35 protein-coding genes are annotated in these 18,364 nt (G+C 69.7%); 30 read left to right on the top strand and 5 right to left on the bottom strand.

Translation table 11 applies throughout. The annotated features are described in order from the left end of the window. Window positions 1-128: 128 nt before the first annotated feature. From ABZ208_RS13940 to ABZ208_RS13860, 17 genes are all read left to right on the top strand, one after another. Complete coding sequence (locus tag ABZ208_RS13940) at window positions 129-1,019, top strand: hypothetical protein (protein ID WP_356909712.1); 891 nt, start codon at window positions 129-131, stop codon at window positions 1,017-1,019. Continuing rightward, a complete protein-coding gene (locus ABZ208_RS13935; RefSeq protein WP_356909711.1) occupies window positions 991-1,713 on the top strand; it encodes an ATP-binding protein in 723 nt (240 codons plus the stop codon). Before ABZ208_RS13940 ends, ABZ208_RS13935 begins: the two co-directional genes overlap by 29 nt. Continuing rightward, entirely contained in the window at window positions 1,710-1,955 is a 246-nt protein-coding gene (locus tag ABZ208_RS13930; protein WP_356909710.1) for a hypothetical protein, read from the top strand. The genes ABZ208_RS13935 and ABZ208_RS13930 overlap by 4 nt, the downstream gene beginning before the upstream one ends. Next, on the top strand, window positions 1,952-2,284 hold the full coding sequence (locus ABZ208_RS13925) for a hypothetical protein (RefSeq protein WP_356909709.1): 333 nt from the start codon (window positions 1,952-1,954) through the stop codon (window positions 2,282-2,284). The genes ABZ208_RS13930 and ABZ208_RS13925 overlap by 4 nt, the downstream gene beginning before the upstream one ends. Then, window positions 2,281-3,060 (top strand): site-specific DNA-methyltransferase, encoded by a 780-nt coding sequence (locus tag ABZ208_RS13920; RefSeq protein WP_356909708.1) that lies wholly within the window; start codon window positions 2,281-2,283, stop codon window positions 3,058-3,060. Before ABZ208_RS13925 ends, ABZ208_RS13920 begins: the two co-directional genes overlap by 4 nt. After that, window positions 3,057-3,362, top strand: a complete 306-nt coding sequence (locus tag ABZ208_RS13915) for a hypothetical protein (protein WP_356909707.1) — start codon at window positions 3,057-3,059, stop codon at window positions 3,360-3,362. Before ABZ208_RS13920 ends, ABZ208_RS13915 begins: the two co-directional genes overlap by 4 nt. Further along, on the top strand, window positions 3,359-3,643 hold the full coding sequence (locus tag ABZ208_RS13910; protein WP_356909706.1) for a helix-turn-helix domain-containing protein: 285 nt from the start codon (window positions 3,359-3,361) through the stop codon (window positions 3,641-3,643). Before ABZ208_RS13915 ends, ABZ208_RS13910 begins: the two co-directional genes overlap by 4 nt. 37 nt (window positions 3,644-3,680) lie before the next feature. After that, on the top strand, window positions 3,681-4,064 hold the full coding sequence (locus ABZ208_RS13905) for a hypothetical protein (RefSeq protein WP_356909705.1): 384 nt from the start codon (window positions 3,681-3,683) through the stop codon (window positions 4,062-4,064). Window positions 4,065-4,095: 31 nt separating this feature from the next. Next, window positions 4,096-4,494, top strand: a complete 399-nt coding sequence (locus tag ABZ208_RS13900) for a hypothetical protein (RefSeq protein ID WP_356909704.1) — start codon at window positions 4,096-4,098, stop codon at window positions 4,492-4,494. A gap of 81 nt (window positions 4,495-4,575) precedes the next feature. Continuing rightward, on the top strand, window positions 4,576-4,956 hold the full coding sequence (locus tag ABZ208_RS13895; RefSeq protein ID WP_356909703.1) for a DUF4326 domain-containing protein: 381 nt from the start codon (window positions 4,576-4,578) through the stop codon (window positions 4,954-4,956). Continuing rightward, the gene (locus tag ABZ208_RS13890; RefSeq protein WP_356909702.1) at window positions 4,953-5,261 is read left to right on the top strand and encodes a hypothetical protein; all 309 of its coding nucleotides are present in this window, start codon (window positions 4,953-4,955) and stop codon (window positions 5,259-5,261) included. The genes ABZ208_RS13895 and ABZ208_RS13890 overlap by 4 nt, the downstream gene beginning before the upstream one ends. Continuing rightward, window positions 5,258-5,593 (top strand): hypothetical protein, encoded by a 336-nt coding sequence (locus tag ABZ208_RS13885; RefSeq protein ID WP_356909701.1) that lies wholly within the window; start codon window positions 5,258-5,260, stop codon window positions 5,591-5,593. Before ABZ208_RS13890 ends, ABZ208_RS13885 begins: the two co-directional genes overlap by 4 nt. Then, window positions 5,590-5,808: a hypothetical protein gene (locus tag ABZ208_RS13880; RefSeq protein ID WP_356909700.1), complete on the top strand. Its 219-nt coding sequence runs from the start codon at window positions 5,590-5,592 to the stop codon at window positions 5,806-5,808. The genes ABZ208_RS13885 and ABZ208_RS13880 overlap by 4 nt, the downstream gene beginning before the upstream one ends. After that, on the top strand, window positions 5,805-6,101 hold the full coding sequence (locus ABZ208_RS13875; protein WP_356909699.1) for a hypothetical protein: 297 nt from the start codon (window positions 5,805-5,807) through the stop codon (window positions 6,099-6,101). The genes ABZ208_RS13880 and ABZ208_RS13875 overlap by 4 nt, the downstream gene beginning before the upstream one ends. Next, the gene (locus ABZ208_RS13870; RefSeq protein WP_356909698.1) at window positions 6,098-6,277 is read left to right on the top strand and encodes a hypothetical protein; all 180 of its coding nucleotides are present in this window, start codon (window positions 6,098-6,100) and stop codon (window positions 6,275-6,277) included. The genes ABZ208_RS13875 and ABZ208_RS13870 overlap by 4 nt, the downstream gene beginning before the upstream one ends. Further along, on the top strand, window positions 6,274-6,525 hold the full coding sequence (locus ABZ208_RS13865) for a hypothetical protein (protein WP_356909697.1): 252 nt from the start codon (window positions 6,274-6,276) through the stop codon (window positions 6,523-6,525). Before ABZ208_RS13870 ends, ABZ208_RS13865 begins: the two co-directional genes overlap by 4 nt. A gap of 38 nt (window positions 6,526-6,563) precedes the next feature. Beyond that, the gene (locus ABZ208_RS13860; RefSeq protein ID WP_356909696.1) at window positions 6,564-7,184 is read left to right on the top strand and encodes a hypothetical protein; all 621 of its coding nucleotides are present in this window, start codon (window positions 6,564-6,566) and stop codon (window positions 7,182-7,184) included. A 188-nt stretch (window positions 7,185-7,372) separates the two neighbouring features. Here ABZ208_RS13860 and ABZ208_RS13855 read toward each other — a convergent pair whose 3' ends face one another. The 4 genes from ABZ208_RS13855 to ABZ208_RS13840 all read right to left on the bottom strand — a co-directional run bounded on the left by ABZ208_RS13855 (window position 7,373) and on the right by ABZ208_RS13840 (window position 9,086). Beyond that, the gene (locus tag ABZ208_RS13855) at window positions 7,373-7,603 is read right to left on the bottom strand and encodes a hypothetical protein (RefSeq protein WP_356909695.1); all 231 of its coding nucleotides are present in this window, start codon (window positions 7,601-7,603) and stop codon (window positions 7,373-7,375) included. A gap of 87 nt (window positions 7,604-7,690) precedes the next feature. Continuing rightward, window positions 7,691-8,098, bottom strand: a complete 408-nt coding sequence (locus ABZ208_RS13850) for an NUDIX hydrolase (RefSeq protein WP_356909694.1) — start codon at window positions 8,096-8,098, stop codon at window positions 7,691-7,693. Continuing rightward, window positions 8,095-8,721 carry an NUDIX hydrolase gene (locus ABZ208_RS13845; protein WP_356909693.1) on the bottom strand — a complete coding sequence of 209 codons (627 nt, stop codon included), beginning with the start codon at window positions 8,719-8,721 and terminating at the stop codon, window positions 8,095-8,097. Before ABZ208_RS13845 ends, ABZ208_RS13850 begins: the two co-directional genes overlap by 4 nt. Before the next feature lie 131 nt (window positions 8,722-8,852). Continuing rightward, a complete protein-coding gene (locus ABZ208_RS13840; RefSeq protein WP_356909692.1) occupies window positions 8,853-9,086 on the bottom strand; it encodes a hypothetical protein in 234 nt (77 codons plus the stop codon). A 150-nt stretch (window positions 9,087-9,236) separates the two neighbouring features. On the opposite strand from ABZ208_RS13840, the gene ABZ208_RS13835 reads away from it, so the two are divergent. The 9 genes from ABZ208_RS13835 to ABZ208_RS13795 all read left to right on the top strand — a co-directional run bounded on the left by ABZ208_RS13835 (window position 9,237) and on the right by ABZ208_RS13795 (window position 15,847). Continuing rightward, window positions 9,237-9,416, top strand: a complete 180-nt coding sequence (locus tag ABZ208_RS13835; RefSeq protein ID WP_356909691.1) for a hypothetical protein — start codon at window positions 9,237-9,239, stop codon at window positions 9,414-9,416. 97 nt (window positions 9,417-9,513) lie between these two features. After that, window positions 9,514-9,858 carry a hypothetical protein gene (locus ABZ208_RS13830; protein WP_356909690.1) on the top strand — a complete coding sequence of 115 codons (345 nt, stop codon included), beginning with the start codon at window positions 9,514-9,516 and terminating at the stop codon, window positions 9,856-9,858. A gap of 17 nt (window positions 9,859-9,875) precedes the next feature. Continuing rightward, window positions 9,876-10,178: a hypothetical protein gene (locus ABZ208_RS13825; protein ID WP_356909689.1), complete on the top strand. Its 303-nt coding sequence runs from the start codon at window positions 9,876-9,878 to the stop codon at window positions 10,176-10,178. A gap of 16 nt (window positions 10,179-10,194) precedes the next feature. Next, window positions 10,195-10,701: a hypothetical protein gene (locus tag ABZ208_RS13820; RefSeq protein ID WP_356909688.1), complete on the top strand. Its 507-nt coding sequence runs from the start codon at window positions 10,195-10,197 to the stop codon at window positions 10,699-10,701. Window positions 10,702-10,732: 31 nt separating this feature from the next. Next, window positions 10,733-12,040: a hypothetical protein gene (locus ABZ208_RS13815; RefSeq protein ID WP_356909687.1), complete on the top strand. Its 1,308-nt coding sequence runs from the start codon at window positions 10,733-10,735 to the stop codon at window positions 12,038-12,040. Next, window positions 12,037-14,133, top strand: a complete 2,097-nt coding sequence (locus tag ABZ208_RS13810; RefSeq protein ID WP_356909686.1) for a hypothetical protein — start codon at window positions 12,037-12,039, stop codon at window positions 14,131-14,133. Before ABZ208_RS13815 ends, ABZ208_RS13810 begins: the two co-directional genes overlap by 4 nt. A 140-nt stretch (window positions 14,134-14,273) precedes the next feature. Continuing rightward, window positions 14,274-15,053: a hypothetical protein gene (locus tag ABZ208_RS13805; RefSeq protein ID WP_356909685.1), complete on the top strand. Its 780-nt coding sequence runs from the start codon at window positions 14,274-14,276 to the stop codon at window positions 15,051-15,053. A gap of 9 nt (window positions 15,054-15,062) precedes the next feature. Then, the gene (locus ABZ208_RS13800; protein WP_356909684.1) at window positions 15,063-15,551 is read left to right on the top strand and encodes a hypothetical protein; all 489 of its coding nucleotides are present in this window, start codon (window positions 15,063-15,065) and stop codon (window positions 15,549-15,551) included. An 11-nt stretch (window positions 15,552-15,562) separates the two neighbouring features. After that, window positions 15,563-15,847, top strand: a complete 285-nt coding sequence (locus tag ABZ208_RS13795; protein WP_356909683.1) for a hypothetical protein — start codon at window positions 15,563-15,565, stop codon at window positions 15,845-15,847. Here the strand turns inward: ABZ208_RS13795 and ABZ208_RS13790 are convergent. After that, entirely contained in the window at window positions 15,844-16,035 is a 192-nt protein-coding gene (locus tag ABZ208_RS13790; protein WP_356909682.1) for a hypothetical protein, read from the bottom strand. The genes ABZ208_RS13795 and ABZ208_RS13790 overlap by 4 nt on opposite strands. A 156-nt stretch (window positions 16,036-16,191) precedes the next feature. Between ABZ208_RS13790 and ABZ208_RS13785 the strand changes: the two genes are divergently transcribed. From ABZ208_RS13785 to ABZ208_RS13770, 4 genes are all read left to right on the top strand, one after another. Then, window positions 16,192-16,428 carry a DNA-binding protein gene (locus ABZ208_RS13785; protein WP_356909681.1) on the top strand — a complete coding sequence of 79 codons (237 nt, stop codon included), beginning with the start codon at window positions 16,192-16,194 and terminating at the stop codon, window positions 16,426-16,428. A 133-nt stretch (window positions 16,429-16,561) separates the two neighbouring features. Further along, window positions 16,562-16,813, top strand: coding sequence for a hypothetical protein (locus tag ABZ208_RS13780; RefSeq protein WP_356909680.1), 252 nt, complete (start codon window positions 16,562-16,564; stop codon window positions 16,811-16,813). 16 nt (window positions 16,814-16,829) lie between these two features. After that, window positions 16,830-17,114: an HNH endonuclease gene (locus ABZ208_RS13775; protein WP_356909679.1), complete on the top strand. Its 285-nt coding sequence runs from the start codon at window positions 16,830-16,832 to the stop codon at window positions 17,112-17,114. A gap of 118 nt (window positions 17,115-17,232) precedes the next feature. Beyond that, window positions 17,233-17,673, top strand: a complete 441-nt coding sequence (locus tag ABZ208_RS13770; protein ID WP_356909678.1) for a hypothetical protein — start codon at window positions 17,233-17,235, stop codon at window positions 17,671-17,673. Window positions 17,674-18,364 lie beyond the last annotated feature (691 nt).

Genomic DNA, 18,364 nt, shown 5'->3' with positions numbered 1-18,364 from the left:
TGGCTCGCTTGTAATGTCCGACGGGTTGTACAATTCAGCTGTGGCGAAGCGACTCACGTCACCCCCATGAGGGCTGTCCCGAACCAGCCGCACCACCAGCCGCGACACCCTCCGAGAAGAGAGAACCCATGGGAATCCGCCTGATCGTCGAGGTGCTCACCAGTGCACCCGAGGCCCTGACGCACAGGGAGAAGCTGCTCCTCGTCGTCTTGGCCGAGGACGCCAACGACGACACCCGCGTCACGTGGAACAGCGTCGAGCGGCCCGAGGTTCTCCGCGGCGCCAAGCTCAGCCGCTCCCAGCTCTACGCCGTCCTCAAGTCGCTGACCGCCAAGGGTGCTCTCGAGAAGCTGACGGCCGGCCAGAAGAACGGGGCCGCCAAGTACAAGATCGCCAAGTTCCCCGAGTCTCAGTGTCAGGGAATCCGGGACACTGACGCCCCCTCTCAGGGTCCGGAAACTCCTGACACTGAGAGCCCTCAGAGTCCCGGAACTCCTGACACTGACGCGAACGGTCAGTGTCAGGAAAACGCGGACACTGACCCGTCTCAGTGTCAGGGAATCCGGGACGTCAGTGTCAGGGAATCCGGGACCCCTACCCCTCTTAACCCCTCAACTACTACCCCTCTAGCTAGCAAGCAGGAGAGCCAGCCCGACGAACTCGGCCACGGCATCCCCGAAGCCGCACGCCCCCTCGTCGATGGCATCACCGCGGCCGGCGTCTACGTCCGCTGGCCCTTCAAGGGCAACTCCTGGTTCCCCGTGCTGGCCATGATCAGCAAGAGCGGCGTGCCCGCCATGGTCGACCACGCACTCAAGGCTGCGTCGCGGACCGACATCGAGTCCGCGAACTACTTCCTCAAGGGCTGGGGCGAACTCCCGCCGCTGCCCGGCGCGGACGTCGAGCGCCCCAAGCTCCGCCCCGTCGGCGGCAAGCACCAGCCCTACCAGCCACCCACCGATCACTCCGTCTACCAGAACGGATTCCGTCATGCCCGAACCCAAGCCTCTGGCGAGTGAGGCAGTGATGGCCCGCTTCCAGCAGATGCTCGAGGCCCGCGGCCTCGGCCACGTCACCGCCGGACCCATCGACGACACCCCGACCCCCGACGAGCCCGGCCACCCCGAGTACCACCGCCGGCAGCGCGTGGACATCGCCGTCAAGCGCTGGAAGACCGCCACCCCGTACCGCTATCAAGACGCCACCGCCACGCACCCCCAGGTGACCGCCTGGGCAGAGCGTGCAGCCATCGACCCGCGCACCGCCGGGATCCTGTTCCTCACCGGCCCGTTCGGAACCGGCAAGACCCATGAGGCATACGGCGCACTCCGCCGCATCGCCGAGTCCGGCCCCGACCACTTCTCGCTGATCGCCCTCACCGCCCCCGACATGTACGCCCTGATGCGGCCGGGCGGCAGCGAGCAGGGCCCCGAGTACGAAGTCAAGCGGCTCATGCGGATACCGCTGCTGCTCATCGACGACCTCGGCACCGAGAAGATCAGCGAGTTCACCGAGGAAGCCACCTACCGGATCCTCAACGAGCGGTACAACGAATGCCGCCCGCTGATCATCACCAGCAACCTGCCCGCGCACGACCCCAACGGGCCGGACCTCGTCGACAAGCTGGGCCAGCGGATCACCTCCCGGCTCGCACAGACGACCACGATCGTCGGCATGGGCGGCGACGACCGCCGGCTCGGGGTGGCGTCGTGAGCCAGAACGTCAACGACACCTGCCCCTGCTGCATGAAGCGGGACGTGCCGCCGCGGGTCGACGCCGAGGACTACGACGGCAACCCGCACACCTCGTATCGCTGCCCGGCCTGCGGCTGGACCTGGTTCACCATCCGCCGCGCCGAACCGGAGCCGGACTACTACGCCACCTACGACGACCCCGACGCCTGGGAAGCGGAAGACGACTTCAGCAGCTACGACCGCGCGAGGGGCTGGGAATGACCGACTTCAACCCGGGCCGCGACGAGGTCGAGGACGTGGCGGCGATGAAGCGCGAGGGCGATCTCAGCCGCTTCCTCCGCCAGCAGATCCGGGACGGGCAGGCCCGCCGCGACAAGCCGACCGCCGCGCCGAAGCCGGCCCCGCCGCCCGGCTACCAGCCTGGCGCCTGGCCGTCGGGCACCGGCCCGCCCGGCCCGCTCAAGGCCCAGCCTCCCGGCGCATGGGCCGACGCCCTCGACCGGTTCCGCGCTGGCGAAGGCGCCGACCGAGACCCCTGCCACTGCGGCGGATGCGACACCACCGACAACGACACCGAGGAGAACCAGTGATCCAGGAACCGTCAGCCACCGTCCACCTGGGTGACGCCATCGCCTGGCTCCAGACGTTGGACACCGCGTCCATCGACGCTGTCGTCACTGACCCGCCCTACAGCAGCGGCGGCATGGTCCGCGGAGACCGGGCAGGCACCACCACAAAGATCAAATACACGGGCGACAAGGCCAACTCCGAGTACGCCGACTTCTCCGGCGACAACCGCGACCAGCGCGGGTGGGGCTACTGGATGACCCTCTGGCTTAGCGAAGCCCTCCGAGTCACGAAGCCCGGCGGCGTGTTGGTCATGTTCTGCGACTGGCGCCAGCTCCCCACCGCGACCGACGTGATCCAGTCCGGCGGCTGGGTCTGGCGCGGCCTGCTCCCGTGGATAAAGCCGGACTCCCGCCCCCAGCTTGGCCGGTTCACCCAGAACTCTGAGTTCGTCGCGTGGGGCAGCAATGGGCCCATGCCGTTCGAGGGCGACTGCCTGCCCGGCTACTACCTCGCCCGCGCTCCGCGAGCCAACGAAGGGCGCCAGCACATCACGCAGAAGCCCGTGGACGTTCTGCGATCCCTTGTGCGGATCGCGCCCCGCGGCGGACTCGTGATCGATCCCTTCACCGGCTCCGGTACCACCGGGGTTGCGTGCATCCACGAAGGGCGCCGCTTCGCTGGATGCGAATCCGTAGCCGCCCACCACGCCACGGCCCTGAACCGCATCGCCGTCGCCCGCGGCCAGGCCGTCCCTGACGGCCTGCAGGGCGCCTTCGACCTTGGAGAAGCCTCATGACCCGCCGCCCCAACGCCCCGATGCCCGAGTCGGTCCGCCACTTCGTGCGCGCCGGCCAGCACCCGGCCCGCTCCGTTCCGTGCCCGCACTGCGGGGCCCACGCGCACCGGCCGTGCACCGTCCCGTCGAACGGGCGGGTGATGAACCAGCCGCACCCGCAGCGGATCTCCGACTGGGTCCGGCAGACGGCCTGCTGCCCGCAGTGCCAGGTCGAACCCACCACCCCGTGCCACGACGAAGGCCGCCCCCGCCAGACCGTCCACGCCCGCCGCTACCAGGAAGCCGAGGCCACCGCCGCATGAAGATTCCCGCCGCCGTCGTCGAGCTGCTGCACCAGGGCTTCAACAACCGCGAGATCGCCGAACGCACCGGCATCCACAAGTCCACGATCGCCGCCCACCGGCACCGGCTCGGACTGCCGAACGCCAAGCGCCGACGTGCAGCGCACAGCCTCGAGCGGCTGTACGCCGAAGCCGTACCCACCGGCCAGGTCCGCGACTGGAAGCCCGCCCGGCTGCCCCTGACGCCCGCACAGCAGGCCGCGAACCGGGCCACGCTCCTCGCCGCCCTCCGCGCCGCATGACCGCCGCCACCAGCCCCACACCCGAAGGAGACCCGACGTGACGACGACCAGCTACGACGAGGTGATGATCTCCCTCGGTCTCGAACCGTCCACCAGCAAGCAAGCCAAGTGCGGCACGCCCTCCGGCTACAACCGGCACTACCGGCTCGGTGAAGCGCCCTGCCAGGACTGCGTCGACGGCAGGGCCGCCTACCGGCAGGCCCGCCGGGCCGCCCCCAAGGACCCCAGCCGGCTGCCGTCCATCGCACACGGCACGAGCCGCGGCGCCCACCAGCACTGGTACCGCAACGAGCCTCCGTGTGACGCCTGCCGGGCCGCCTACAACACGGCCTGCCGGCCTGCGAAGCAAGCCGACGCCCGCCGACGACGGGCAGCCACCCGCCCCGCCTCCCTGCCGCAGCGTCTGACGCCCGCCGCCTGACCACAACCGCCAACACCACTGGAGGAGAACCGTGACCACCCACGACGACCACGTCATGCACACCTGGAACCTGACCCGCGACACCGACAGCGACGAGATCAGCATCGACCTGTGGACCGACGGCGAGAACGTCCGCGTCGACGGCGGCCCGGACGACGGCCACGACGACGATCGCGGACGCCGCGCAGTCGACCAGCTGCTGTCGAAGTACGCGGCGGCCGGCTACCGGCTGGTGCGCGACTACGCGGTCAACAGTCCGGCCGTCCAGGACGACACCGACGGTGAGGACGAGACGCCGGACGGCGGGCCCGAGAAGTGCCACGAGTGCCTGGCCTCCGTCGAGTACGAGCCGAACCACAGCAGCGACTACCGCGAAGGCCCGGCCTGGCTGTGCACCGGCTGCCGCTGGGGCCAGTACGTGACCGCCTGACCGCCCCGTGACATGCAGCGTGGCCGCCCGCGGGCTATGCGGGCGGCCACCCACCCAGTCCACCACACCAAGGAGACCGAGATGCCCGCACGTATCCAGCGCCGCCGGACCAAGGGTTGGCGTAAGCCCGACAACTGCGTGATCGTCAGCCGTCCGTCCCGCTTCGGGAACCCGTTCACGATCAAGGATGCCGTCGAAGCCGAGATGGGCAACCCGCGCAGCGCCTGCGCCGAGAACTACGGCGAGTGGCTCCGCGTCGGCACCGAGGGCGGCTGGTACGAGGAGACGTACCGCATCGGCAAGCAGGTCCTCGACCGGCGCCGCGTCCTTGCCGAGCTCCACACCCTGCGCGGCAAGGACCTCGCGTGCACCTGCCCGCTGCCCGAGCCCGGCCAGCCCGACCACTGCCACGCCGCCGTGCTGCTGCGGCTGGCCAACTCCGCCGAGGGGGCCCGGTTGTGAGCCCCGCCGACGAACTGCGGGCCGCCGCCGACAAGCTCGGCAAGCTGGCTGATGTCGCGCAGCAAGACCTCGACACCGGCGAGTACTGGTCCTTCTACGACAAGGCCACTGCCTGGCGTGACGGCTTCACCAACGGCTTCGGCGGCGTCTCATCCGAACTCGTCGCCCTGTTCACTCCGACCGCAGCCCGCGAGCTCAGTCGCTGGCTGCAGTCCGCTGCGCGTGACGCCGTCGAGATCGGCCCCGACCCTCATGCCCTCGCCGTCGCCCGCGCGATCAACGGCGCCCCGGAGGCCCGGTCGTGACCGCCCGCCGCACGGCCCCGCCGACGCGGGAGCAGTTGCTGATCCTCGCCGACCGGGCCGAACGTGGACCGCTGTCGGCGGCGGAGGCGGCCCGGCTCCGGCAAGGGATCCACACCCTCGCCACCGAGCGGGACGCAGCGGAGGCCATGCAGCGCATCGTCGCCAACCGCGCCAAGGCAGCGAACGGCATGAGGCGCCGGGTCTCCCGGCAGCTGGCCGCCGTCCGCGCGCTCGTCACCTCGGCCCGGCAGCGGGGCCTCCGCAGCGTCCCCGTGTGGATCCTCGCCGCCACCATCGAGACCGCCCCCGAGATACGCGGGGAGGCGGCGTGAGCGAGTACGTGCCGTCGTCGGCGCGGAACCGGAAGGGCCGTCCGCAATTGGCGCCGGAGACGCAGGCGCTCGCGGACGAACTGGCTCGCCGGGCTGCCGAGATCCACGCCCGAGCGGACGGCGAGCTGTCCATAGGCGAGGCCGTTGCCCTGGCCGCGTTCCGCATGGGGGTCGAAGGCCCCCAAACCATGACAGAACCTGGAGACGAGTCATGACTGGAGATTCCATCACCCCCGAACAGCCCCCGTCCGGGCCGCTGTACGCCCGCGAGAGCGACGAACCCCCCGCCGTCGGTGCCTCGCGACGTCCGGAGGGCGATTCAGGCCCTCAGGCGGGCGCTGACGGCTTCGAAGGTCTGGCGCGCATCAACTGCGCCGAGCGGTGCGAGATCCCCGAAGGCGTCCAACTCGCCGAAGTTCCCCGCCCGCGACACGACTGGGGCGACGTCGTCCACTGCCCCAACGACGGATGCGGGCGGTCATTCCTCGTCACCCCGGCCACCCCGTGACGACCACCCTTCCGCCGTTGTGGCTGCCGGGGTGGGAGCTGGACGAACCCCCGGCACCCCGCCGCTACCGGCCGTGGGTCGCCATGCCCGACGAAGCCCGGCCCGCCACCCGCGCCCACGGCCACTACCTCACCCGCCGCATCCGAACCCTGCAACCACCCGAGGAGTACCTGTGACCAATCCGCCCGGCAGCCAGCAGGAGCAGCTCCCCGCCTACATCCTCGCGCTCATCAACGTCGGCCCGTACCTGTCCACCGCATGCGAGACCGCCGCCGCGTGCGAGCGCGCCACCGAGGCCCACCAGACCGAGCGGCCCTGGCTCCTCGCCCACGCCGAAGAACTCCACGCCCGCTGCCGCCTGAACAACAAGTTCACCGGCGCACTGTGCGCATGCCGCTGCCACCCGCAGCCGCCCACCGTCTGAGCCGCCCCGCACACCCGAACCGCCGCAAGGAGCCGTCGATGTCCACCTGCACCGTCTGCCACCGTGACCTGTACGCCGACGAACTCGGCTACCAGGCATGCCGCCCCTGCGAGACCCGCACCGACATGAACCTGCGCGCCCTCGGCGGGGAGGACGGCCTGTACGCCCGGCTCGGCAGCCGGCTCGCCCCGGGCAGCAGCAGTGGCGGCCCGTCCGTCTCGGGCTCCCGCACCGCACCCCTGCCCGTCCGGCTCGAACCGCTCTCGCTCCTGGCCCGCGGTGGCGTGGTGACCATCCTGCAGACGTGGCTCATCGACTGGTTCGAGCTGCTGCAGTTCCGCCACCCCCGCTGGCAGGGCGACATGCAGCAGCAGTGCGACCAGGTCGTGAAAGCCCTGCGTGTGAACCTGCGTTGGGCGGCCGAGGTGCACCCCGCCTTCGCCGAGTTCGCGCTCGAGGTGGGCCAGTTGCGGCGCCAGTGTGAGGCTCAGGTCACCGGCGAGAAGCGGGCCCGCGTCATCCCCGTCGCCTGCCCGTGCGGTCAGACGCTGCGCATCACCCTCGACACGGCCGGCGTCCGCTGCCCCGGCTGCTCCGAGCAGTACGGGCACACCGAAGCCCTGTCCCTGCCGCTCGCCGAGAGGCGGGCCGCCGCGTAGGTCAGTCGGAGTCGGGCGGCGGCGCTTCCGCTTCGTCGTCCGACTCGGAGCGCAGAGGACGCAGCCCCTCATCGAGTAGCTTCCGCCGCCAAGACTGGCCTTCAGGAGCCGTGGGACCAGGCCCTCGCCCCTTCTGCAGCGCGTCAAATGAAGCCGACTTCTGGAACTGCTGCGCCTTACGGCTCCCGCTACTCATCGTCGGGTAGGCGACGCGAGATCCGGCCGGCCAGCGCCAGGGCCTGCTCATGGCCCAAGCCGTCGCCCAGGGCAAGCACCTGCAGCAGGCGCATGGCCGCCTTCAACTCGTTCGCGGTAAGCAGCGGCAGCCGCTCGCCGCCGCCCTTCTCCAGCAAATCCCAAATCTCGTAGTCCAGCGGGTCTTCCGGCGGCGAAACGATCGGCAAGTCGTCGAGGTACATGCCAGGAGAACGGCGAGCGAGCGTCGCCGGACACGAGGAAGCCCCCAGCCGGAGCAATCCGGCTGGGGGCCTTTCGCGTGTCCGAGGTCAGCGCGGCAGCGTCTCGTCCAGGTGTGCCTGGACTGCGTCGAAGAGGCCGTAGGGCACGTAGTCGCCGATCTCCCCGTGGCTGACCCATGCGACGGCGTCGAGCTCGTCGGCGTCGGCGACGTGCGCCTCGCCAGCCACCGGTTCGCAGGCCGTGTACGACATCTCCCGGCCGGTCTTCGGGTGCACCCGCTGGCCGAGGAGCCGGACGGCTTTGACCTCGAGGCCGGTCTCCTCGAGCGTCTCGCGCACGGCGGCCTGCTCGGGTGTCTCGTCCTGCTCGATGCCGCCCGCAGGGAACTGCCACATCAGCTCGCCCTCGGAGATGCGCCGCCGGACCATCAGGACACGGCCGTCGCTGACGATGATGGCTGCGGAGATGCCCGGCTTGTCGGTGGTCTGGGTCATGCGAGCGCCTCCAGGATCGGCGGGAAGATGCGGTCGGACGGAATGAAGCGAGTCAAGGACGAGCGCGGGATCCACTGGACGGCCGCGTTCTCCAGACTGTCCAAGTTGGCGGCCTCGCCCACCAGGTAGTCGCAGGCGAAATAGGTCGCGATCACCCCGGTCACCGGGTGGATTCGCTCGCCGAGCGGCTCCCGGACCGTGCAGTGCACCCCGGTTTCGGCGTGGGTTTCCTGCACAGCGACCGTCTCGGCACTGCCGCCCGGCTTCACCATGCCGGCGGGGAACTGCCAGGAGATCGAGTCGTCCCCGCGGCGACACACCAAGAGCACGTCGTCGCCACGCGTGACTATCGCGATCGCCACGCGCAGGGCTTGCGCCCCGGCAGGGCTTGGCGCAGGGCGGGCAAGCAGATTGAACCTTCGGAGCACTGACGCGGGAGCCCTTTCGTAGACGGTGTCGAGGGCTTCCTGGATCTCGGCGCGGGGGACGGTGTCCGGGCGCTGGTGCCAGCCGGCCACGGTGCGGACGGCGACGCCGAGCCGGGTGGCGAAGTCCTCGTTCGTGGCGCGCATCGCCGCCTGCAGGGCGCAGGCGGTACGTCCGGTCCACGAGATGACGTCCACTATCCGCCCCTCACGGTCGGTTCAGCGGGGACCTGCACTGCGAGTGCACTGGGACTGCACTGCCACTGCACTGGCAGCTCATGGCCCGGTAAGGCAGGCACGGCCAGGCTCGAAGGCATGACGGAATCCCCTCAGTTCTGCGCGGCGCGCTCCTTGTCGACCTGGTCGGCGATCTTGCGCGCCCACTCGCGGCTGTACGGGGTGTGCTCCGCGATGGAAGTCAGGGGTACGCCGGCCGCGCGGGCGTCAGCGACAAGCTCGTCGAGCTGTCGCCTCGCCTTCTCGTGCGCGGCGGTGGCTCTGTCGAGCTTCCGCAGCCAGGGCTGCCGTTCCTTCTCGTCGAGCCGCGCGGGCGTACCTGTCATGTCCGGAATGGTCTCATGCGCGACCGCCAACTGAATAGGCGCACCACTTCGCGATGTCACTGCCAACAATGTTGCACTGGCGGTGGGTCTCGTGCTCTAGTGGAACTGCCAACGAACTTGGCAGTCGGCACTCGCCGGAAGGACACCGTCATGCCCGAACCGCAGACCGTCCCTGCCCTCACCACCGCAGAGCCTGTGGAGCAGGAGCCGGCCGAGTCCACCGTCGCCACCACCCCGGCGACCGTTGCCGACTGCCGGGCCGACTACAAGGCCGGCGCTGATGTCCGCGAGCGGTTCGACGCCACCGCCAAGCGCCAGTACCGGCGCTAACCCCAAGCCGCCGCACTGGCGGGGATGACGTTCCCCCGCGGCCTCCGCCAGTGCGGCTCCCCACCCGTCCGGATTGACCACCCGAAGGAGTATCGCCATGTCTCTGACCTACTTCGAGGCCGACGCCGCAGTCCGCGCCACCGCGCACCGCTTCGCCAACACGCACCTCCCGTTCGAGAAGCGCTGGGAGCTGGCCCGCGAGCACGAGGCCAACCTCGCCGCCCGCGAGGCTGCGCTCCAGGCGATTCCGTACCCGGACGAGACCGACGTCGCCTGGTCGGAGCACGCCGAGCGTGAGCGGATCATCCGCGCCTACCGCGGCGCCCACACCAAGACCTCCCGCACTGCCGCCCGCTGGGAGGCCTACGAGTACGACCTCGCCAACCCCGGCACCTCGTCTCTCGTAGCCCAGCTCGACGACCACCTCCAGTCCGCCGCCTGACCCGAGGGGAGCGCACCGTGCACGCCTATGTGATCACCGCGAAGCCGGGCCGGATCCGCCGGCTGCTGGCCGCGCTGCGGACGTGGACGGTGCGCTTCCTGGCCGCCCTCGTCATGGCCGTCCTCGGCGTCATAGTCCTCGCCGTCCGCTGCACCCGCCCCGTCGTCAACTACGTGGCCGTGCGCGCCGTGTGGCTGGAGGCGTGGGCCTCCAAGGTCACCGGCCTCCCGCAAGTCGGCGCCGCGGTAGGCGAGGGCCTCACCGACGAGTTCGTCCGCGAGTTCCGCAAGAGCTACCAGCGCACCGCCCACACCCACTGATTTGAAGGAGCACGGCATGCGGATCCTCGAGCACCGGATCGGACGCCAGTACCAGGACACCCTCGACCGCGTCGAGACGATCACCCAGCCCGCCATCAGGCTCGTCGAGAAGCACATGCGCGGCAGTGTCGGCCGCGTCGAGATCGTCGTCACCACCAGCAGCGGCGTCACCGACCTGGTGAAGCAGGCCCACCGCGACCTCCTCGACGCCAAGGTCACCTCGGACCGCCACCTCGGCCGCCAGTTCGGGACCACGACGCTCAACTCGTCCGGCGTGCTCGTCATCGTCAACGCGCAGATCTGCCGCGGCCGGGCCAAGGAGATCGACAAGACCGTCGTGCACGAACTCGTCCACGCCGTCCAGCTCGCCAAGCCCGGCGCCCGCGACCGAATCCTTCGCGGCCTCCGGAACAACTATCGCCTCGAGCCGCTGTCACGCGTCGAGGTGCGTGTCCTGAACCGGCTCGTCGACCAGGACGAACGCGAAGCCGCCCGCTTCGAACGCCTCGCCCGCCAGCTCTAACCGCCACTGACCCGGAAAGGAACCGATCACCGTGAGCGCAACCGCCATCGAGAAGGTCAACGGCCACGCCATGACTGCAGAGCCGCGGTTCGACCCGATCGCGCTGGCCGAGGCCGCGGCGATCCGGGCCCGCACCGAAGCCGAGACCGAGGCGCGCCTCATCACCGCCCGCGCCGAGGCTGACGCCGCCCGCACCCTCGCCGCCGAGGAAGCCGAGAAGCAGCGCCTCGTCAACGAGCGCGGTCGCCTGAAGTTCGAGAAGGAGCAGGCCGCCCACGAGCGCTACCTCGCGGAGCAGGCCGAGAAGACCGCCAAGTCCAACACCGAGCGGGAGAAGGCCGAGAAGGCAGACGCCGACAAGGCCGCCGAGGAAGCCGCCCGCGCCAAGGAGCAGGAGCGCAGCGAGAGCCTGTGGAAGTGGGGCGCCCGCGGCATCTATGCCGTTGGCCTCGTGATCGCGGCTCCGGTGCAGCTGCTTCACTTCTGGGACCCGGCGCGGAAGTTCCTCCTCGCGGCACCTCTCCTGCTCGAAGGTCTGGCCCTGGTGCTGGCGTTCGGCGCGGCGTGGGCAGTTGCGCATCGCCGGGACGTCGCTCCGTACCGGATCGGCATCATGCTCTCCGCCGCCATCGCCGCCGCAATCAACCTGCACGGCGGCATGACCAAGCCGGAGATCGGGTTCAACGCCGGCCTCATCGGCGCCATCGCCTCCCTCGGTGGCCCGATCGTGCTCATGGCCTACGAGCACGGCATCGCGCAGAAGGCGGACGGCATCCCGTCCTGGCGGGAGCGCCGCGCTGCCGACAAGGCTGCTGCCGACGAGGCGCGGGCGCGGGCGCGGGCCAAGGCCGAGAAGAAGGCGGCCGAGGAGAAGGCGGCAGCCGACAAGGCCGAGCAGCAGCGCCGCGATGCAGGGGAGCAGCAGCTTAGGGACGCCGACCGGCAGAAGCATCACCCCGAGGTGTGGGCGATCGCCGAGTCGATGCGCTCCGCACGCGGCTCGGCAGTCGTGACCGAGCAGATCTGGGGCGAAGCCTGGTACCGCAAGACGGGCTCCAAGGTGGTCGGCATCACGCCGGAGATCGAGGCCCAGTCGCGTGCCGCGCAGGCCCGCATGAAGGTCGCCACCGACGTTCCGATATTCGGTGAGTTGTCGCAGGTCGATTCCCAAAAGGGCGCGCGTCCGAAGAAGGAGCCGGGCGCCCCCGACGGGCGCCGCTTCAACGGCGGCACCCCGCCCCGCCGAGTCCCCGGCGACAGCCGGCCGTACAGCCCGCTCGCCAAGACGCAGGCCCGCCTCGAGCAGACCGCCCACGTCACCTCTGAGGAGCAGAAGTGAGCACCGAGACCGAGCCGCTGACGATCCCCGCCGGCTGGGACACGAGCAAGGTCATCCCCGGCCGGCTCGTCGAGCGTGACGAGCTCGAGGACGACATCGCCCCGGGCGTGATGGAGGTCGTCCCCGACCGCACCCCCGCCCTCTACCGCGCAGGGTCCGCGGCCATGACCGTCGCCGCCGTCACCGGCAAGGCAATAGGGCTGACCGCCCGCGGCACGTGGTGGATCGCCAAGCCCATGGCCGTCGGCACCGGAGCGCTCTGCCACCTCGGCTACCGGTACGTCCGGGCCCACGACCTCCAGGAGACCCTCGGCGGCATGCAGAAGGGATCCGACTGGAACAAGGTCCAGCAGACCCGCCGCAGCCGGTGGCGCTTCCTCGGCTGGACAGCAACCGCCGTTGCCGCACTGAACGTGGCCGGCTGGTGGGCGCTCGTCGCATTCGCCGACATGACCGCGCTCGACTGGTCGTGGGCCGTCCCGCCATCGGCCACCGCTTTCGCTGCCGCGACCGTCGCCACCATGTACGGCCGCTACCGGCTCAACAGCCCCGGCATCGGCCCTGGGCAGATCGTCGCCGACGAGGACCAGGACGACGGCACCGAGCCGTACCCGATCGCATGGGCCACCGAAGGCAACCAGGCCGCCGACTGCCTCGGCCGCGCCCTGTTCGCCGAAGGCGCCGACTACCGCGACGTGAAGACGCTCGCACGCCACAGCTGGGGATGGGAACTTGAGGTCGTCCTCAAGGGCTCCACCCCCGGCAAGGTCCAGGCCGCCGCCGATCAACTGGAGTCCCACATGGGACTCCCCGACGGCGGATTCATGATCGAGCCGGACCCGCGGGACAAGTCCCGCCTCGTCGTCCGTCTCGTCCAGTCCAACCCGTTCGCCGACATGCCCCGCCCCGCCGTACACGCCCCCCGCTCCCTGTCCGTCCACGACGTCGTGGTCATGGGCCGCGCCATGGACGGCAGCGTCTTCGAGCTCACCCTCGACGGCTTCTGTGGCCTTGTTGTCGGCGCGATGGGCGCAGGCAAGACGCTCGGTGCGCTGCGCACCATCAACGAGGCGCTGACCGCCTGCCGCGACGCGGTGGTGTGGGACCTCGACCCGATCAAGGGCGGACTCTCCGAGTTCGGCGACCTCATGGCCCGCCGCGCCCGCACCCCCGAGGAGTGCGAGGAAGCCCTCGCAGAGGCCCTGTCCTACGTGTCAGCTCGCCGCGACCTGATGGCGAACCTCGGCATGGGTGACCGGTGGCACGCCACCGCCAAGCACCCCAACCTGTACATCAACATCGACGAGTTCATCCAGCTCAGCCCCAAGGGCAAGGATCTCGCCATCAAGATCCTGCGCACAGGCCGCCAGTACGGCATCTACCTCATCATGGCCGGGCAGGAAGCCACCGCCGACTCTCTCGGCGACGCCATCGCCCTGATCATCGCCTATCGCATTCTCATGGCTTGCCGCTTTGAAGACATCAAAATCGCCTTCGGAACCGGAGCCGGAGCGCAGGGCTGGCGGCCCGACCGGATGAAGCCCGCCGTCGGCCCCGTCGCCAACGACGCCGGACAGGCCATGATCATGGGCGGGCCGTTCAACCGCGCCATCCGCCACCAGTTCAACAAGTACACCCGCGACCAGATCGTCGCCGCCGTCCCCGAGCGCATCGCCGCTGGCGTCCCCGCCATGGACGCCGACACCGTCCTCAAGTCCGGTGCCCGCACCTCCACCCGGGCCCAGCGCGGCAACCTCGTCGACCGGCTCGACGCACTCGCCACCCAGGGCGGAGTCGAGGACGCCGAACTCGTGGCCGCTCTGCTCCGCGCGTTCGACACCCGCGCCCGCGACTTCCTGCCCACGGGCGAGGTGCTCCTGCCCGCTCTCGCTGGCGCGGGCCTGACCGGCATCGACGCGACAGCGCTCAGCATGCGGCTCCGCAAGCACGCCCCCGGCGTCAAGTCCGGCCGCGAGGACTGCCCCGAAGGCAGCTACCTGCGCGGCTGGCACAGGGACGCGGTCGAGAAGGCCGCGGCCGGCCTCTTGGACCCGGCGAACACCCGGCAGGACCCCGGTATGAGGGCGGCGTAGACCCGGCAGCGACCCGGCGGAGGTTCAGGGCATCGGCGCAGGTCGCCGGGTGTCCACCGGGCTTCCGCCGGGGTCGCGCCAGGCTCCCGCCACCCTATTGATCCATATTTGTTACGTTTCCTTCGAGGGGGATCCCGATCATGACCGCACGCAAGCCCGCCACCCGGAAGAAGGCCACCACCGCCCGCCGGAAGCCCGTCAAGCGCACCAGCAGCGTCCGCAAGCCGCGCGCCACCACCCGCAGCCAGAAACTCGCCGTCTGGGCCGCCACAAAGATCGGCGAAGCATCCGAGAAGCACACCCAGACCGTCATCAGCCGCAAAGACGCCGCCATCCTCCGCCACACCCACGAGGGCTGCCCCAAGTGCAAGGGCAACGGACAGATCTTCACCAAGGGCAAGGACGGCTCCTTCACCGGTTCCAAGCCCTGCCCCGCCAAGCCCACCCGCGCGAAGGCCGGCCGCATGCGCGTCGCCCTCGCCGCCCGCTTCGGCAAGGACAAGAACACAGGCCTCGTGGGCTGGACCTGCCCCTGCGGCTCCAAAGAGAAGCCCCGCTTCCGCGACGCCAAGGACGCCACCAAAGCGCTGCGCACCCACGAGCGGAAGAAGCACGGCGGCAAGACCGTCGGCGGCGCCTGGTACGGACAAGTCCCCGCCCAGACCACAGCCGAGACCAAGACGCCCGCACCCATCGAAGCGCCGGTCACCAAGACCGACACCAGCAGCACCATGACCGACGCCGAATGGGAAGCCCAGAACAGCCGCATCACCCCCGCCCAAGCCACCAAGAAAGGCGTGTGCTGGAGCTGCGCAGGCAAGGGCGCCCTCTACTCCGCATTCGGCGGCGAACGCATCACCGCCGCCTGCCCCGTCTGCCGCGGCACCGGCAAGCCCACCACCACCCCCGCAACCGTTTAGGAGACCCCCATGAACCAGCTGCCCGACAGGGCGCCCGTCGGGCAGCCCCTCACCGACGAAGCCGCCACCCTCGAGGCCCGCCGTCTCATTCGCGAGGCGCTGCAGGAGGAGCCTGCCCCCACCTCGTACCGCGACCCGACGCCCCTGCCCACGGTCGGCAATGCCCTGCCTGTCGCCCAGCCCGGCCGGCCCCCGATGAGCCAGAAGGCCACCGACGCCAGCGCGCTGATGCTCGCCGCAGGAGTCGCTTCCCTGCCCATCGGCGGCATGACCTCCCTTGTGCTTTACACCCTCGGCACCGTCGACCCCACGACCCTGGCCATCGGAGCCACTGCGCCCGTCGCACTGATCCTCGCCGTCGGCGCGCTCATCCGGTCAGTCGGCCGCGCCAAGGCAGACATGCACACCGAGCACCACCACCACTACCGCGGCCCCGTTCAGCAGCAGACCATCCAGAGCAGCACCCGACTCTGGGGCAAGACCACCAACAACCTGTGAGGGAGAACCACATGCTCCATCCGACCGTTCGCATCACCGACGCCCTGCGCGCAGCCGCCACGGAACTGGACGAGCTGGACTACGAGGTGATCGAGGCCTGCGACGACCCGCTCACCCTGACCCGGAACCTTGCCGCTGCGATCAGTGATCTCCGCGGCGTCCTCTCTGACCTGCCGCGTCTCCTCAACGTTGACGACGGACCGGCGCCCTCTGCAGCAGACGATCTGGCGTCACGCCTACGGGACGGCCTGGAGGTGACGTTCAAAGCCCTCAACGAGCTCGAGGCTCGGTTCTAGCCCGCCTGCACCCCGCGGCCCTCGCCCTCGGCGGGGGCCGTTGGCGTGGCCCTGGCCATCCACCGGCCGGTGCCCGCCGAGCATGTCGGGGCCAGGATCGGCCGCATCCCGAACGCAGCGCACTGGCGGGCCAGCTCCGCCTCGCACTCCTCACGACTGTCCGCCTGCACCGTGACGACAAGAGCCATACGGGAAGTCTCCTGGATAGGCACTGCCTATCGCCGCAGAATTGGTGATAGTTGACGCCTTGACATCGCCGAACGTACCGTGTGACTCAATGGGACCTCCGCGACCGTTGAGACGGCGCACACTCGGGGTCCCTTCCGTGTACCTGGGGAGGTGCCATGCCGCCCCAACTCGCCCTCGTCAACGAAGAGGCCGCCGCCTACTGGGCAGGCCGGCCAGGAGTCACCATCCGCCGTTGGGCCCACGAAGGGCGCATCAAGCGCTACGGATCCGGCCGCGGCAGGGTCCGCTACAACGTGCACGAGCTCCCCAAAGCCGTGCGCGACGAATGGACCCGCGAGCTCATCACCCCGGGTGACCCGCCGCCGCTCCCCGCAGGCGCACGCGCCGCCTGATCGTCCCGCCGCCACGCAGCCCCCCGTCGAGGCGGCGGGACTCCGCACGTAACGGAACCGTCACTCCGCATCCCGCAGACGGCTGAACTACCCCATGATGTCCCCCTCATCACGCAACGCCCCTGGGGGAACCATGGCCAGCTACCGCGAGATCCAGAGCGCTGTACGCGTCGAGAAGTTCAAGATCTGGCTCGCCTGGCTGTGCGGCGGGATCCTCATGCTGATCATCGCCAAGGGAACCGAGGACATCCGGATCGTCAGCGTCATCACTCAGGTACTGCTCGTCGTCCTCGGCATCCTGTCCACGATCGCCGCGGTGTCCATGACCAACAGGCTCAACCGCAAGGCCGACGCCGCCCGTAGAGACGTCCTCGGCGACGTGTAGCCGGAGGTGAGCGCCCGTGGCCGGCAACCCCCGCAACGGGCGCCCCTACCGCACACTGTGCGCCCAGCAGCGGGCCCTCGGCCTGCCGTGCTGGCTATGCGGCCACGACATCCGGTACGACATCACAGGACGTGACGCAGGCAAGCACCCGTTCGCGTTCACCCTCGACCACCTGGTCCCGCTCACCAAGGGTGGCGACCTCCTCGACCCCGCCAACGCCCGGTCGGCGCACAGGCGGTGCAACAGCGCGAGGGGCAACCGGATGACGGTCAAGCTGGTCGGCACGTCACGCAGGTGGTGAGTCAGCCCCACGCTTCCCCCATGGGGCTCACACCCACGGTTCCTCCGGCCAAGCCGGTGTGCGCACTACGACACCCGTCATCACGCAGGGCCGACAGTCACAGGGTAGGTGACAGTCCGTGCTCTACGTCATCACTGGCCCGCCAGCCGCGGGCAAGAGCTCGTGGATCGCAGCGCGCGCCAAGCCGACCGACGTGGTCATCGACCTCGACCGCATCGCCCTTGCCCTCGCCGGGCCTGGCGCCCCTCAGTGGCAGCACGACGAGACCCTACTGAAGGTTGCGCATCGTGCGCGGTTCGCAGCCCTCGACGAGGCCATCAAGCACCGCGACACGGTCGACTGTTACCTCATCCACACCATGCCGAGCGCCAAGGCTCTGGCCCGCTACCGCCGACTGGACGCCAAGGTCATCACCGTCGATCCCGGTCGGGACATCGTCATGCAGCGGGTACGGGACATGCGGCACGACGGCATGGTGGCGGTGGCCACCCGCTGGTACAACCAGCAAGCCAAGCACGGAGCACAGAGCGTCACACGCCAAGCGTCACGGTCGTGGTGACACTCCGACACTCACCGCGCGAACTCACGCAAAGTCACGCGGTGTTCTGAGGTCGCAGACTGTGACCTGACTCAAGGCATGCAGCCGCCTGGCCGGCATGCGCATCAACTGACCTTCACCCGGCGGTGACTACACCTCAGCCGGCGACGGCACACAGGGTGACGCAGGGCGTTCGGGCCCGGTCGAGCAGCGCCAACGCAAGGCTTCGACCTGTAGGGAGGGGGGCCTTGAGTCATCGTAAAATTCCTAGGACCGGGCGACCCAAACGCCCCTGTCGCTCAGATTTTTGCGTGATCGATTTGAAAGATCAAAAACAAACGATCATGAATTCTCGTTTTAGTGGACCGTCACTCTCTGTGATGTCACTCAGGGTGACCTCCACTAATTGACGAAACCGTCGCTTCTCCGTTTTAGCGCTGCCGCCAACAATGATCACCCGCAGTTGATCCCTGCGGGCAGGAGGGCCCGGGTCTCCCGGCTCGGGCCTTCCGTATTTCCGGGAGAATTATGAACGCTGCATCGACTCTTCGATCATGCCCGTCCTGCGGAAAGCCAATTGATCGCGCAAGGTACAGATACTGCTCGACGAGCTGCCGCCCCAGCGTCCGCGACACCCGCGAACGCCCTGAGCGGCGGGTAGGGCAACTGCCAGCCCAGCCGTGCGGCTTGTGTGGAGCGGAGTACAGGCCAC

The sequence above is a fragment of the Streptomyces sp. NPDC006208 genome (assembly GCF_040613775.1).
Taxonomy (GTDB): domain Bacteria; phylum Actinomycetota; class Actinomycetes; order Streptomycetales; family Streptomycetaceae; genus Streptomyces.
The sequence above is the reverse complement of the archived record's forward strand: the minus strand, read 5'-3'. Positions and strand labels throughout refer to the sequence as shown.